The organism is Parabacteroides sp. AF48-14, assembly GCF_003477465.1.
Lineage (GTDB): Bacteria > Bacteroidota > Bacteroidia > Bacteroidales > Tannerellaceae > Parabacteroides > Parabacteroides acidifaciens.
In genome coordinates this window covers 1-15,236 of sequence record NZ_QUDI01000030.1, presented here as the reverse complement: position 1 = coordinate 15,236, position 15,236 = coordinate 1, and the positions used below count along the sequence as shown (strand labels likewise).

The 15,236-nt window shown below is 50.5% G+C and carries 7 protein-coding genes and 2 pseudogenes; 6 read left to right on the top strand and 3 right to left on the bottom strand.

The window, feature by feature from the left end; all coding sequences use genetic code 11:
• Window positions 1-15: 15 nt before the first annotated feature.
• The 3 genes from DW083_RS14385 to DW083_RS14375 all read right to left on the bottom strand — a co-directional run bounded on the left by DW083_RS14385 (window position 16) and on the right by DW083_RS14375 (window position 4,189).
• A complete protein-coding gene (locus tag DW083_RS14385) occupies window positions 16-1,707 on the bottom strand; it encodes a hypothetical protein (RefSeq protein WP_115500360.1) in 1,692 nt (563 codons plus the stop codon).
• A 305-nt stretch (window positions 1,708-2,012) separates the two neighbouring features.
• Window positions 2,013-3,662 (bottom strand): trypsin-like peptidase domain-containing protein, encoded by a 1,650-nt coding sequence (locus DW083_RS14380; protein WP_122332836.1) that lies wholly within the window; start codon window positions 3,660-3,662, stop codon window positions 2,013-2,015.
• Between the two features lie 299 nt (window positions 3,663-3,961).
• On the bottom strand, window positions 3,962-4,189 hold the full coding sequence (locus tag DW083_RS14375; protein ID WP_122332835.1) for a hypothetical protein: 228 nt from the start codon (window positions 4,187-4,189) through the stop codon (window positions 3,962-3,964).
• A 338-nt stretch (window positions 4,190-4,527) separates the two neighbouring features.
• Between DW083_RS14375 and pyrH the strand changes: the two genes are divergently transcribed.
• The 6 genes and pseudogenes from pyrH (at window position 4,528) to DW083_RS14345 (ending at window position 14,957) form a co-directional block, all read left to right on the top strand.
• Complete coding sequence (gene pyrH, locus DW083_RS14370; protein WP_005867363.1) at window positions 4,528-5,238, top strand: UMP kinase; 711 nt, start codon at window positions 4,528-4,530, stop codon at window positions 5,236-5,238.
• A 156-nt stretch (window positions 5,239-5,394) separates the two neighbouring features.
• Entirely contained in the window at window positions 5,395-8,100 is a 2,706-nt protein-coding gene (locus DW083_RS14365) for a substrate-binding domain-containing protein (protein WP_122332834.1), read from the top strand.
• Between the two features lie 367 nt (window positions 8,101-8,467).
• Window positions 8,468-10,799, top strand: a pseudogene (locus DW083_RS14360) (TonB-dependent receptor).
• A gap of 21 nt (window positions 10,800-10,820) precedes the next feature.
• A pseudogene (locus DW083_RS14355) lies at window positions 10,821-12,703 on the top strand (DUF4980 domain-containing protein).
• Window positions 12,704-12,919: 216 nt separating this feature from the next.
• Window positions 12,920-13,789, top strand: a complete 870-nt coding sequence (locus DW083_RS14350) for a carbohydrate kinase (RefSeq protein WP_122332833.1) — start codon at window positions 12,920-12,922, stop codon at window positions 13,787-13,789.
• Window position 13,790: 1 nt separating this feature from the next.
• Window positions 13,791-14,957, top strand: coding sequence for an MFS transporter (locus DW083_RS14345; RefSeq protein ID WP_122332832.1), 1,167 nt, complete (start codon window positions 13,791-13,793; stop codon window positions 14,955-14,957).
• Window positions 14,958-15,236 lie beyond the last annotated feature (279 nt).

The window sequence follows — 15,236 nt, the reverse complement described above, 5'->3', positions numbered from 1 at the left end:
GGAATAAGTTTGTTATTACTTAACCAAAGATGCAAATTCGCTGTTAGTTGCATATTTAGCAAATTCCAGATCGATAGCAGCTTCTTTAGCCATAGATTTGTCGGCAGCGATAGCCGCTTTCAGGTTACTGATAACACCGTTAGCGTCGTTTGTACGAGCAGCTACGACAGCTTTCAGGTAAGAAGTTGTTGCGTCAGGTTTAGCAACTGCGTTCAAAGTCTGAGATGCTTTGCTGTAATCCTTTGTCAGGATCTGAGCCAGAGCAGCGTTGTTAGACTTAACTGAACCGAAAGAGTTGGCAGCCTTAGCCCATTCGCCCTGTTCCAGATACAGAACACCCAGAGCTTCGCCTAATTCAGCAACGCCTGATGCGCTACCGAACAATTGCTGAGCCTTAGCCTGGTCACCCTTAGTCAGAGCGATCAAACCTAAGTTCATGTTAGCTTCCGGATTAGCTTTTACAGAGTTTGATTTGTTGAACATCTGTTCTGCCTTAGCCAGGTCACCAGCGCGGAATGCCATCATACCTACGTTGTTCCAAGCACGGTAGCAGTTCGGATACAGTTCAGAAGCTTTTGTATAGATAGCCATCTTTTCTGCGTCGTTGTTAGTCAGAGTAGCAGCGTACAGAATTTCTTCGATGTTCAGTTCTTTAGGATTGCTCTTAGCCAAAGCGCTGATTTCGTCGTCAGACTTACCGATGATTTCGATATTGGCAGTCAAACGAGAACGACGAAGTTGCGGCAGGATTGTTTCAGCCAGGTCAGAGTAAACAGCAGAGATGTTTTTGATTTCTTTTTCTCTTGTTTCAGGATCTTGGTACATAGAGAGAACTCTCAGCACGAGGTCTTTATCCTGCAGGTTGGAAGCCTGTACCAATTCTTTGAAACCTTCCCAGTCCTGAGCTGTGTAACGAGCGTCAACCGGAGCGTCAACTTTCATTTTCTTCAACTCTTTAGACAGATATTTGCTTGTGTTGCCTTCACGATTTTCAGCCAGGCCAGTGTTCAACTTAACACCACCGTCAGGAGAAGCGTAAGCAGAAATTTCGATTGCTACATTCTGGTTAGGAGCTTCGTCAGCATTCTTAACAAGTTCTTTCCATTCTTTGATAGCGTCAGAGTTCAACTCTTGTGCACGCAGGTTAGCCTGCTGGATAAGGAACATGATGTTAGCATCGTGAGCTTCTTTGATGATACGCTGGAATTTGTCTGCTGCGATAGCTGCGTTAGCAGTAGCTGCATCAGCCAATTCGGAAGTAGCGATCACGCCTTCGCCGATTTTTACATCCGGCAATTTAACTGTTTTGTTCTTGATCTTTGCATCGAAAGTCAGATACAGTTCGGATTTCTTCATTTCCGGTTTGTAAGTGAAAGCAGATTTCATGGTTACGTTAGCACCTTCTTTCTGCGGGATAACCTGGTTGTTACCCTTTACTTTTTCACCTTGGTAAGTGTAAGATGTTCCCCATGCTTCACCACCGGCATAACGCAGAACCGGAGTTACGGTTACAGTTGCTTTCTTGTTGAACCATTTTGCAGGGAATGTGGCATTAATAGTCACAGGAACTTTGCCTCCGATGGCCTCAAGCGGCTGCGGTTCAGCTTTGATGTACTCTTCAGCTAACGGTTTCAACTTGTTAGAACAAGAAGAAAAAGTCAGAATTGCTGCCAATACAAGGAAAGGCAATAAATACTTTTTGTTCATAATTTGATGTAAGTTTAAAATGTTACTATGTTTATATATTCACTTTCAATCATTCCTTAGCCATCAAAGTGCAAAACTAAAGCATTTTTTTGTTATGAAGAGCAAAGAAGAAATAAAATCTTTCTAATTAATACTTATTAATGAATTATGAGGATCGTTTAGCGGTTTTAGTAACCTAAATATACGATAAATTGGGCTAAATGCGGTTGTTCGAGTAAAATCTCTTATGCAAATATACCTTTTGACCGCTCTGTTATGACTGCAATCTTTCTGCTATTCAGGCAGGGGTTATTGTCAAATTTTAATCAAAACAGCACCTTTTGAGTATAAAGTTTGTTATTATAAACAACTTTCGCAATGTACGCTCCGGCAGGGATGGAACCTATTTTCAGGGTTGTTTGTTGTCCGTCGAGCGGGTACTGTCTGACAGTCCTTCCGTCGAACGACACCAGGGCAAGCGAAGCATGGCTTACAGGCGTTGCAAAGTCGATACGGATTGTCCGGTGGTACTTGTCGGCAAACAGGATTACACCGCTTTCAGCCTTTATCCGCTCATTGGCTGTTCCCGTATTATTCGGGTCTAACCCTTCGCAGACAGGAGAGTCGAGTCCGATGGGATCGAGCCAGTATTTGAGCTGCCGGCTGCTGTCTTCCGGATCGGACCAGCTTTTTTGTATGGAGAAGAAATAGTCTTCGACCGGCTTCCCGCATTGCGATGCCCCTCCGGTCAGCCCTCCGATGAGAAGGTTGTCTCCGTCGAAGAGGGGAGAGCCCGACGAACCTCCGGCAGTACAGCCGGTCGCCCAACGGTTTACTTTCCAATGGGTATTCTCGTTAAATTCGGTAACGGGTATCTTATAGGTTGTAAGTTCCACGTCTCCCTCCACGAGATTCAACCGTTTCAGCGATCCGCCCGGATGGTGGATGCATACGTAAGGAGCTGCGCCTGCGTTCTGTGCATTCCAACCGGCATAGTAAGCCCGGTAGTCGGCAGGAGGCGTATCCAACAATTCCAGCAGCGTCATGTCGGTCTTTTCATTCACCGCCCGGAAATGGGCCGATGCCAAAGTCTGGTCGGTGCGCCCTGGCTCTACCGGATCGCATTGCGGGCTGTTGTAGTTGAAATAGCAGACGATGTTGCCGGCAACCTCCTCATAATCGGGGTTTTCTATACTGAACTGATTGTTCAGGCAATGCGAAGCCGTAAGCAGGTAGGGCTTTCCGTCGTTTGCCGTATTGTTGACGAGTGTGCCGGTGCACCCTATTGTCCCGTTGATGATCAGCAGGAGGACGCTGCGCTCGATATTATCGTATCGTGTTGTCGTATCCTGATAGCAGACTACAGGCGGCATGCACCAATAGGAAGGCTGGTCGGGTATCGGTTCGGACACCCGGAAGTCGCGATAGCCGTGATTCACTTCGCCGACGGTGAGTCTGCCGGGAAAAGCGGCATCAGCCGGTTCCTGATATTCGACGATCAGTTCGTCTCCTGTGATCGGGGCGACAGGCAATAATCCCAACTCGGAGTTATTCAGATGATTGAAAGAACCCAATACTTCCGTCTGGTCGCTGTTGTATAGAAACAGGTGGCTGCCTTCGGGTAGGTGGTATTCGCTAAACATTATATTAATGGAAAGAGCGTTACGGGAACGGATTCCGAGCCTCCAGACTTTCGTCCCGTCAGGCAGGGTAAAGCGGATACCTGAATTATCGGGGGTATAATCTGTCATAAACTTATAGGCGAAACGGTAGCCGCTGCGCAGGTCGGTCGCTTCGAGCGAATCGAGGCGGAGTTGTTCCGACAGGTCGAATTCAGGCATTTGTATGAACATCTCGTCCGTCTGGCTTTTTGTGGCAGAAAGAGGCAATGGCTGTCCGCCATGACTGATCTGTGCCTTGCCGGAAACACAAAGAAGCAGGCATAACCCGATGTAAATAATAGAATCCTTTATCATAATGGCACAAATATACGATTTTAAAGAAATAATATACTTATTTCAACTCCATTTTAAAATCGTATCTGATGTCTGCCTTTCGTGGTTTTTAGGCATAAGGGGATGTGTCAAAAGTCCCTTGTCCCCGCGCTTGATGCGGGGCCGCAAAAGAACAGACTTTATCAATCAGTTGTTTATACGGTCGGTTTTAATGCGATCCCGCGTCAAGCGCGGGAATAGGGCTATTTTGACACATCCCCTCCTAATGGAGGTATGCACTCGGCACCTCGCAAAGATTAAGACGGTCGCAATGGCGAACTTTAATTCTTTTTGCTCTTTTCCTGTTCGGCTACCTGGTGGACACGGTCGGCTACATATTCGACTTTATTCAGGCCCGCATCTTTCAGGCTTTCGGCTTCGTCTTTCATTTTCGATGCAAATTTGTGCATATGTTCGTGCATGCAGTGGAATTTCCCGTCGTCTTCCATTTTGCGGAGTACATAACCTGTTACCACTCCGACTACCATACCGATTAATAAATCTTTCATACTGAATACATTTTAAATGATTACTATAATTTAGTTTCGTGCATTGAAAACAAGGGGCGAATCCGTATTGTTGCGGTTTTTAAAGTATTTATAAGTATTGCGGCATTGTTTAGGAAAAATATACGGCAACCCGTTTCTTTCCGCTGAAAGAGGGTTGCCGCATAAAAGTTAGGAATAAGGTCCTGGTAAGTAACAAAGGTAGGGTTGCAATGTTACAAAGCTGTTACAATCGGTATACAGTAATATTAAAATCTTTTACTAAAACAGGGAACGAGTATTGTAGGATCATTTAAATGCTGTATTTTTGTGGGTATAACAATCAAACGATAAAGATAATTATGGCTCAGTACAAACGTATCCTGTTAAAGTTAAGCGGTGAGTCGCTTATGGGAGGAAAACAATATGGTATAGACGAAGTTCGTCTGAATGAATATGCGGCACAGATCAAGGAGATTGCCGAAATGGGTGTCCAGATCGGTATTGTGATCGGCGGCGGTAATATATTCCGGGGTCTGAGCGGGGCTTCCAAAGGCTTCGACCGGGTGAAAGGCGATCAGATGGGGATGTTGGCTACCGTTATCAATAGCCTTGCCTTGAGTTCTGCGCTCGTGGCCCAGGGGGTGAAGGCGAAAGTGCTGACGGCTATCCGCATGGAGCCGATCGGCGAGTTCTACAATAAATGGCGGGCCATCGAGCTGCTGGAGCAGGGCAATGTCGTGATCATGTCCGGCGGAACAGGCAACCCGTTCTTTACGACCGATACAGGCTCTTCCCTGCGCGGCATCGAGATCGAAGCGGACGTGATGCTGAAAGGAACCCGTGTCGACGGTATCTACACGGCTGATCCGGAGAAAGACCCGACGGCAACCAAGTTTTCCGACATCACCTATGACGAAATCTATACGCGCGGCCTGAAGGTCATGGACCTGACAGCCACAACGATGTGCAAGGAAAACAACCTCCCGATCATCGTCTTCGACATGGACACCAACGGCAACCTGAAAAAGGTCATGAGCGGTGAGAACATCGGGACGCTGGTGCATAATTAAGAAATAATGAACCATAATATTGTCATGGAACACGGATGACACGAATTGGGCGGATGACCACAGATCTATTTATTAAAAACAAATCTGCGGTCATCTGTTTTATCGGTGTCATCCCGTGTTCCATGATAATATAAACAGGTTCATATCAGCAAATACATGAAACACATCTATTACATAGCGCTCCTTCTCTCTTTACTCCTTTCTGCTTGTGGTGGGAAGGAAAAGACGTATGTGATAGGTATTTCGCAATGTATGACCGACGATGATTGGCGGCAGGCCATGATCCGGGAAGTCGGGATCGAGGCTTCCAACTACGATAATCTGAAAGTCATTATTAAAGATGCCGACAGCAACAACGATCGCCAGATCGAACAGATACGCGAACTGATCAGGCAGAAGGTCGACGTCCTGGTCATCTCCCCCCTGGAATCAGCCCCGCTGACGGCGGTTGCCGAAGAGGCCTACCGCGCCGGTATCCCGACAATCATTACCGACCGGAAAGTCAACACCAGCCAATACACCACTTTTGTGGGAGCCAACAACTACGAATTAGGCGTGACCGCCGGGAAATATGCCGCCCGTTACCTGCCGCCCAATGCAACTATCCTCGAAATATGGGGTGCGAAAGGCTCTTCCCCCGCACAGGAGCGTCACAACGGTTTCCGGGATGCCCTCTCGGAGCGCAAGGACTTGATTTTCGTCCTGGTGGAAGGCGAATGGAAACAGGAGATAGCCGCCAGACACCTCCGGGAAACGACGTTTGACGGGCCGGTTGACTTAGTGTTTGCCCATAACGATGTCATGGCGATCGCCGCCCGCGAGTATTTCCTCTCGACAGACTCCGCCCAAGGGAAACGCCTGCCGGTTATCGGCATGGATGCCGTAGCCGAAGCCGGTTTACAGGCCATCGCCGACGGACGCATCGACGCCTCTTTCCTCTATCCGACCGGAGGCGAACAGGTTGTACGTACCGCCATGCGGCTGATCAACGGCGAAACGGTCGACCCCTTTATCCCCTTGCATAGCGGCATTGTCGACAAGGAAGCCGCCCGTAGCCTCCTGTTGCAAACCGAACGGTTGCTGAATTACCAGCAGCGTATCGAGACACAGCGTACCCGTATGGACGAGCTGCTGAACCGTTTCCTCTTCCTCCGGAGCTCCGTCTGGGTGATTACGTTGCTGATGATCGGCTTTATCTCCCTGTCGGTCTACGTCTTTTATATCAACCGGAAGATACGGCTCGCCAACCGCGAACTGCGCGAGATAAACAAGAAAGAGGAGGAACAGCGCCGCAAGCTGATCTCCCTCAATGCCGAGATAGAAGAGGTGACCGCCTCCAAGCTCCAGTTCTTCACGAACATCTCCCACGAGGTGCGTACGCCGCTCACCTTGATCCTGGGACCGCTGGACAAGTTGATCGGCCTGCTCCACGACTCGCCCTACCTGCCGGACCTCGAGCTGGTCCATAAGAATGCCGGCCGCCTGCTCCGGGTGATCAACCAGATACTCGACTTCCGCAAGGTCGAGAACAAGCAGGAGAAACTGAAGATACGCGAGACGGAGATCGTCTCCTTCACCGGCGAGGTGAAATCCTATTTCAACAGCATGGCGAAGGTACGCAACATCGACTACCTCTTTACCGCCGATACGAAAGAATGCCGTGTCTGGCTCGATCCCGATATGATCGAGAAGGTGATCGTCAACCTGCTCTCCAACGCCTTCAAGTTCACGCCGGAAGGAGGGTGCATCGCGGTGAAGCTCTCCGCCTCCGAAGCGTGGGTGACGATTGTCGTCGAAGATAACGGCTCCGGTATCCAGCCTGAAAACATCCCCTATCTGTTCAACCGCTTCTACTCCGAGAACAGCCGGACGGGGACGGGCATCGGCCTCCATCTGGTGAACGAATACATCCGGATGCACAACGGCCGGATAGACGTGGAGAGCACGCCCGGAAAAGGCAGCGCCTTTACCTTCAGCCTGCACCGCGACAAGACGCAGCTGAAAGGCGAATACATCACCGAAATACCCGTTTCGCCCCTTGCCTACGATGCCTCCTGCCTCGACGATTCCGGACAGAAGGAGTTGCTCGCGAAAGAATATCCCTACACCGTCCTGGTTGTCGAGGACGATGACGAGGTCCGCACGTTCCTCAGCCAAGAACTGACGGCCAACTTCCGCTGCTTGACAGCTGCGAACGGGAAAGAGGCGTTAGAGCTGCTGAACACGGAAGAGATATCCCTTCTGCTGAGCGACGTCATGATGCCCGAAATGAATGGCTTCGAACTCTGTAAGGCTGTCAAGACGAACCTCGCCACCAGCCATATCCCACTCATCCTCCTGACGGCGCTGACCGACGAACGCCAGCGTATGTACGGCATCTCCGGCGGTGCGGACGGCTATATACAGAAACCCTTTCGGATGGACTTCGTCAAGCTCCGCATCATCCGTATCCTCGAAGAACGCAAGAAGCTCCGCGAAACATTGTTGCAAAAGCTGCAAAGCAGCAACCTGCTGATGGGCGAGCCGGAGAAGGTCGAGAACATGGACGACTTCTTCCTGCGTAAGTTCCTGACCCAGATCGAACAGGTTTATGCCGACCCCGAATATAACATCGAACGGCTGAGCGACACGCTCGGCCTCTCCCGCGGGCATCTTCACCGGAAGATCAAAGACCTGACGGGTACGAGCCCCGTCGACTTCCTCCGCAACTACCGCCTGAAGAAAGCCGCCGTCCTGCTGAAACAGAGGCAATATAACGTAAGCGAAATCGCCTACCAGACCGGCTTTTCCTCCTCCGCCTATTTCGCCAAATGCTTCAAGGCGGCCTATAATGTGACGCCTACCGAATACCAGGGGAATTAATCGTACCCGATTGCTTATAAGTAATCGCATCCGATTACTGGTAAGGACACATACCCGATTACTTATAACTAATCGTACCCGATTGCTTAGAACCAATACGACTGATTGCTTAGAACCATATGTACCCTATTGCTTAGAACCAATACGACTGATTGCTTAGAACCATATGTACCCTATTGCTTAGAACCAATACGGCCTATTACATTTGTCACATAAACAGGACGGATTTGACAAGACCCGAAACTTTTTTATGGCATGAGACATTTGTCATACTTCCTGCTTCATTTGTTATCGCCCGCCTGTCCGGAGCACCCTACTTTTGCCTCCGTAAAACGCATTGCCACAAAAACATTTTAAAACAATCTATATGAAAACTGTTGCCATGAAAAGGTATTTTATCGCGTCCCTTGCCGGCTGTTTCCTTACATCTGCTCTTTATGCACAAGAAGCTGTAAAGGATACGATCCCTTCCGGTAGCGAAAAGAAGGGGGAGACGAACAGCCGTAACGTCATGCTGAACGCAGCAAGTGCTAATGGTCCCCGCGAGATCTCGATCGGCCTGCCCGGCGGAGATGTCAACGTACTCGAGAACGGCCTTCCGGTCGTCTATAATTCGAATCCCCATAACGTAAACACGCATTGGCGCGGCGACGGCAGCCTTTCGCATATCGGACTGATGAAGATATCCGAGACAGCCATCACGACCGGTAACATCGGCTATGCCGTCAACTCGTTTACCCAACTGGGGCTCGACGGGAAGAAAGCCTTCAACGGCACGCTGAACTACAACACCAACCACTTCGGCCGGCAGCAGTTCGACCTGAACCTGAACGGAGGGTTGGGGAAAGGCTGGTTCTACAGCGGAAGCATCTACCAGAATTTCGACCCGGGCTCGTTCAAGTTGCGCTTCGCCCAGTATCAGGACCGGACGGAAATCTATAAGTTCGCCCTGAGCAAGCGCTACAACGAAGGGCGCGGACAGTTCTCCGTCATCTATCATTACAGCAACAGCCATTGGCTATCCAACGCGACCACCGGCGCTCCCTTCATCTATGTCGGCGACGGAAGCGTGAAAGAGATTCCCGGCTTCAGCCTCGGAACTTCTTCCTACCTACCCAATGTCGGAACAATCCCTTACCTGGATATCAGGACGGGAAAAGTCGGGACCGTCAACCTCTATGATGCGACCGCCAGCCGGGGCAACCAGGTGACGCTCCTTCATTCCTACAAATGGGATAACGGGCTGGAATGGAAGGTCAATATGAAGTACGACCACTCGCAAGGCTCATACCTCTACCAGACACCGATGGACATGAAAGAACAGGATGCCTCCGCCGGCTATCAGACCCGACATGCGGACGGCGCGTTCCAGCCTTACAGCGGATACGTGCAGAGCCGTATGTCCTGCTTCAACCGGGGCAAGATAGACGAGGTGTTCTTCACAACCGAACTGTCGCGCAAGTACGGCAACCAGGCCTGGCGCATCGGGCTGAACGAATGGTATTACGATGTGGACTATGCTTCCAACACGACAATGTACGACCACACGGTCGAGGCGTACCCGCAGATGCTCTATAACACAGGCTCCGACAAGGTGCACTATTACGGCGATACGCCCTATTATAACTTCAACCAGAACGCCTCCGAATATTATAAGGGGCATGAAAACAAACTGGCGCTTTATGCCACGCACGACTGGGACATCACGGACAAGCTGAACGCCTATTATGGCGCCCGCCTCGAATACCAACGCCTGGAAGGGGAGAACCTCGCCGTCTGCAATGCCGAGGGGAATGCGGTTGGACGTTTCAACGATTACCATATCGGCGCTGTCGCTGCCGACGGGACGGTGATCGCACCGCGCAACTTCAGCTACGACTGGCTGAACACGGCCCTGACCGCCGCCCTGACCTATAAGATGACCGGGCAGTTCGGCCTGACCGGTGACTTCACCTATATCACACAGCGTCCGAACCTGTCGAATTTCTCTCCGGCGGATATGCCGAATGTAGATAAAATAACCGTACCTTTAGGACGTGCCGGACTGTATTATAACACGGATTGGGTGAGCCTGACTTCCCTGTTCTCCTACATCGCCAAAACAAACAACAACTCGACGTTGAACCTGATCAATCCGAATGACCCGACGGGCAAGGACATCAAGGCGGCTCCGCTGAGTTACGACATCAAGACGATGGGATGGACGACAGATGCGGTCTTCAAGCCGTTCAAGGGTTTCGACTTCCACTTCCTGTTCACCTACCAGGTCCCGAAGTACAAGAAGTATGAAACAGGCGTTACATTCCCCGACGGAAGCGTCTCCAGCATCAATGCGACAGGCAATATCGTGGCTGAAATACCGAGGTCCTGATTGAACTCGACCCGAGCTATATGATTACGAAAGATTTGAAAGTCTGGGCAAGTTTCCGTTACTTTAGCAAGACGTATGCCAACATCAACGATGCCTATTACTTCAACGGACGGTGGGAAACCTCGGCGGACTGAACTGGCAGGTAAACAAGCATCTGGCGTTGAGCGGAACGGTCATCAACTTCCTGAACCAGACCGGTGCGAAGGGCAGCATCTCCGGCGCCGAACTGGTCGAGAAGAAAGATGCCGACAAGTACAACGGGGCATGGATGGCCGGCAGCTATATCCGCCCGTTCACAGTGGAGTTCAGTGCAACAATTACTTTTTAACAATAAAGACTATTACATAATATGAAAGCATCGATTTCAAACATCAGCAAGAGCCTCGTCATGAGTGCAGCCGTTTCGTTCGGTCTGGTATCCTGCCAGCCGTCCGGCAAGAGTGAGTTTAAACTGGAACAGCAGGGCGACACCCTGACGCTTGTCCACATCACGAATCCGACCAAATACCTGTTGCTTCCGGTCGAGGAGAAGACCTCGGAAGGACAAGTCTGCCTCGTGACAGGCGATGCCGCCGATACGGATATGGATGTCCGCCTGGCAAAGCAGCGTGTCGACTATTTCGTACCGTTCGAATTGCCGGCGGGCGCAAAGAAAGCGCTTGTACGCATCCGCAAGACACCGAAGGACGCCGTTTGCTGGAGCCGGATTCAGTTGTCCGATACGTTCGACACGGCAAACCGCGACAAGTTCCGCCCTCTCTATCACCATACGCCGCTCTACGGCTGGATGAACGACGCCAACGGGCTGGTGTATAAAGACGGCGAATATCATCTCTACTTCCAATACAATCCTTACGGTTCCGTATGGGGCAATATGCATTGGGGGCATTCCGTCAGTCGCGACCTCGTTCATTGGGAACATCTTCCGGTAGCCCTGGCGCGCGACACGATGGGGCATATCTTCTCCGGCAGCTCGGTTGTAGACCTGACGAATACGGCAGGATATGGCGACGGCACGATCGTCTCTTTCTACACCTCCGCCAGCGACCGGAACGGACAGATCGAATGTATGGCGTATAGCAAAGACAACGGCCGGACATTCACCAAGTATGAAAAGAACCCCGTCCTGACCCCGTTCGACGGGCTGAAGGATTTCCGTGACCCGAAAGTCTTCTGGTACGAACCCCAGCAGAAGTGGGTGATGATTGTATCCGCCGATAAGGAGATGCGTTTCTTCTCCTCCAAAGACTTGAAGGATTGGACCTACATGAGCGCTTTCGGCAACGGTTACGGCATGCAGCCGAGCCAGTTCGAATGTCCGGATATGGTGCAGCTCGCGTCGATGGCGACGGGAATCATAAGAAGTGGGCGCTGATCGTCAATATCAATCCCGGTTGCCTGTTCGGCGGTTCCGCCACACAATATTTTATAGGAGACTTCGACGGCACGAACTTCACCTGCGACACGAAACCCGAAGTCGTCAAATGGATGGACTGGGGTAAAGACCACTACGCAACGGTTTGTTTCTCTAACACCGGCGAACGTGTGATTGCCGTGCCCTGGATGAGCAACTGGCAGTACGCCAATATCATCCCGACCCAGCAATACCGCAGCGCCAACGCCTTGCCCCGCGAACTGACGATGTATTCCGAAGGAAAAGACATCTATATGGCCGTCAACCCGGTAAAAGAACTGGAGGCTTTGCGGAAGGAAACGAAGGAAATACCCGCCTTCACGGTCGATAACGGAAAGGAATTTAATATCGAAACCCTGTTTGACGGAGGCGACGGCGCTTTCGAGATGAACATAGACCTGACGACCAATGCCGACTGTTCCGGCTTCAAACTGATGAACAGCAAAGGCGAATATGTCGACATCTATTTAGACATGAAGGACGGCAAGCTGGTCATGGACCGCGTACACAGCGGAATAGTCGACTTCGGCAAAAACGCCATCCCGCACGAGAAGGAAGCACACGACAACCGCGTGAAGAACTCCATCAACTATGTGGACGACTTTGCCCTCGCCACCTGGGGACCGCTATCAAAGGAGAAACAACATCGGTTGCAGCTGTTCGTCGATAAATGCTCCATCGAAATCTTCCTGGACGGCGGAAAGGTAGCCATGACAAACCTCGTATTCCCGAATGAACCGTACAACAGCCTGTCTTTCTACAGCCGGAACGGTTCGACAAAGGTTAACGCTTGCAAGCTGTACGCATTAGGCTTGTAGGAAAGGGGAACTGTAAAAAGTTTCACTCCAAGAAAAACGTGAAACTTTTGTTCCAGATATTCTCGGGCGTGAAACTTTAGTTTCATCGGCATGGAACTTTTGTTCCGTCGTGGAGAAACTTTTGTTTCCCCGGCATGAAACTTTTAAGAACAAGCTATGTTTATGAAGAGATACTTAAAGGAATAATTATATTTATAACAATAAAATCAATATATCATGGAAAATAAGAAACCAGTAGTTGTCGGCATCGGGGAACTCCTGTGGGATGTTTTGCCCACCGGGAAGCGTGCCGGAGGTGCTCCAATCAATTTTGTATATCATGCCACCCGGTTGGGAGCGGAAGGATATGCGATCAGTGCGGTCGGAAACGACGTGTTCGGGGCGGAAATAGTTCAGGAACTGGACAAGAACGGCATCTGCCATTCGTTGGGAACGGTCGAATATCCTACCGGAAACGTGATGGTGGAGCTGAAAGACGGCATTCCCACCTACACGATTATCGAAGGCGTCGCTTGGGATCACATCCCTTTGACGCAGGAGGCGATAGAGTTAGTGAAGAAAGCGGATGCGGTTTGTTATGGGACGTTGGCTTTGCGTGCGCAAGGTTCGAGGGAGACGATTCTTACCCTCCTGTCGTATGCCCGCGAAGATGCGTTGCGCTTTTTCGATATCAACATCCGCCAGTCCTATTATTCAAAGGAACTGATCGAGACGCTGCTGCACAAGGCCAATGTGTTTAAGGTAAACGATGAGGAACTGGTCTTGCTGCGCGGAATGTGCGACCTGGATGGCTCGGACGAGGAAGTCTGTTGCCAGATGCTCCGGAAATATAACCTGAAATATGTAATCCTGACTGCCGGATCGGCATTCAGTTCGATCTATTCGCCCGACGAACAGTCGACTATCCTCACTCCGAAGGTGGAAGTCGCCGATACGGTGGGAGCGGGCGACTCCTTCTCCGGTGCATTCGTTTATTCCATATTAACCGGCAAATCCTTGCGCGAAGCCCATCAGATTGCTGTCGAGACGGCGGCTTTCGTTTGTACGAAAGAGGGTGCATGGCCAGCCTATCCAAATAAGAACTGACATGAAAGAGAAGAGTTTATATCTGAAGTTAATCCCGGTGATGCTTGTGTTCTTCACGATGGGATTTGTGGATTTGGTGGGGATCGCTTCCAACTATGTGAAGCTGGATTTGGGGCTGACTGACTCGGAAGCCAATATCTTTCCTTCCTTAGTGTTCTTCTGGTTCCTGATTTTCTCTGTCCCGACAGGGATGCTGATGAATAAGATTGGGCGTAAGAAGACGGTTATGCTGAGTTTGATCGTCACTTTCGTGTCGTTGTTGATCCCTTGTTTCGGCGATGGCTATGTGGTGATGCTGGCATCCTTCTCCCTGTTGGGGATCGGGAATGCGTTGATGCAGACTTCCCTGAATCCGCTTTTGTCGAATATTATCACCGGGGATAAGTTGGCGAGCAGCCTGACCTTCGGGCAGTTTGTCAAGGCGATTGCTTCTTTCCTGGCTCCTTATATTGCGATGTGGGGGGCGACGCAGGCGATTCCTTCGTTAGGAATGGGGTGGCGTGTGCTTTTCCCGGTCTATATGGTGGTTGCCGTGATTGCGATTTTCTTGTTGGGGGCGACGCATATTAAGGAGGAGGCGCCGGAAGGGAAGCCGTCTACTTTTGCCGAATGTATTGCCTTGTTAGGTAATCCGTTCATCTTGCTGATGTTCATCGGTATCATGTGCCATGTCGGGATCGACGTCGGTACGAATACGACGGCGCCGAAGATTCTGATGGAGCGGTTGGGAATGGATATACATGCGGCGTCGTTTGCCACCAGCCTGTACTTTATTTTCCGTACGATCGGTTGCCTGACCGGTTCGCTGATCCTGGCGCATTGGTCGCCTAAGAAGTTCTTTGTTGTCAGTGTCGTGTTGATGGTTGCGTCGATGGCGGGGTTCCTGTTGTTCGATTCCAAAGTCCTGTTGTACGTCAGCATCGCCTTGGTCGGTTATGGTAACTCGAATGTGTTCTCCATTCTGTTCTCGCAGGCGTTGCTTTCGATGCCGCAGCGGCAGAACGAAGTCTCCGGCCTGATGATCATGGGCTTGTTCGGCGGAACGGTCTTCCCGTTGCTGATGGGTGTTGCTTCCGATGCGCTCCATTCGCAGACGGGCGCCCTGTTGGTTCTGGCTGTAGGAGTGCTTTATCTGCTTCTTCTGTTTCCGAAGTTGAGACGGTATTAGGGTCCGTTAAATGATGATTTAGCGATGAGCAGCAGAGGCCTCGTAGGGGCGGTTCGCGAACCGCCCGAATAGCGAGTTGTCTTAGGGCTGTAAGCCCGGCAGATCTCAGCCCAAGGCGTGAGCCTTGGGTTAGGTAAGGCCTCCCCATAAATTAAGCCCTGTAAGGTAGTGTGTCCAAAAACTGTCGTTCATTTTTATACTGCGAACTTTAGCGTTTTTATACGTTTAGTCACGAGATTATCAGTTAAGCAGACTTCTCTCCACTGCTGAATCTGGCAA

Bases quoted from the DNA above. Each gene is read 5' to 3' on its own strand.
- DW083_RS14380 (WP_122332836.1), bottom strand. From the start codon at position 3,662: ATGATAAAGGATTCTATTATTTACATCGGGTTATGCCTGCTTCTTTGT.
- DW083_RS14385 (WP_115500360.1), bottom strand. From the start codon at position 1,707: ATGAACAAAAAGTATTTATTGCCTTTCCTTGTATTGGCAGCAATTCTG.
- DW083_RS14365 (WP_122332834.1), top strand. From the start codon at position 5,395: ATGAAACACATCTATTACATAGCGCTCCTTCTCTCTTTACTCCTTTCT.
- DW083_RS14350 (WP_122332833.1), top strand. From the start codon at position 12,920: ATGGAAAATAAGAAACCAGTAGTTGTCGGCATCGGGGAACTCCTGTGG.
- pyrH (WP_005867363.1), top strand. From the start codon at position 4,528: ATGGCTCAGTACAAACGTATCCTGTTAAAGTTAAGCGGTGAGTCGCTT.
- DW083_RS14375 (WP_122332835.1), bottom strand. From the start codon at position 4,189: ATGAAAGATTTATTAATCGGTATGGTAGTCGGAGTGGTAACAGGTTAT.
- DW083_RS14345 (WP_122332832.1), top strand. From the start codon at position 13,791: ATGAAAGAGAAGAGTTTATATCTGAAGTTAATCCCGGTGATGCTTGTG.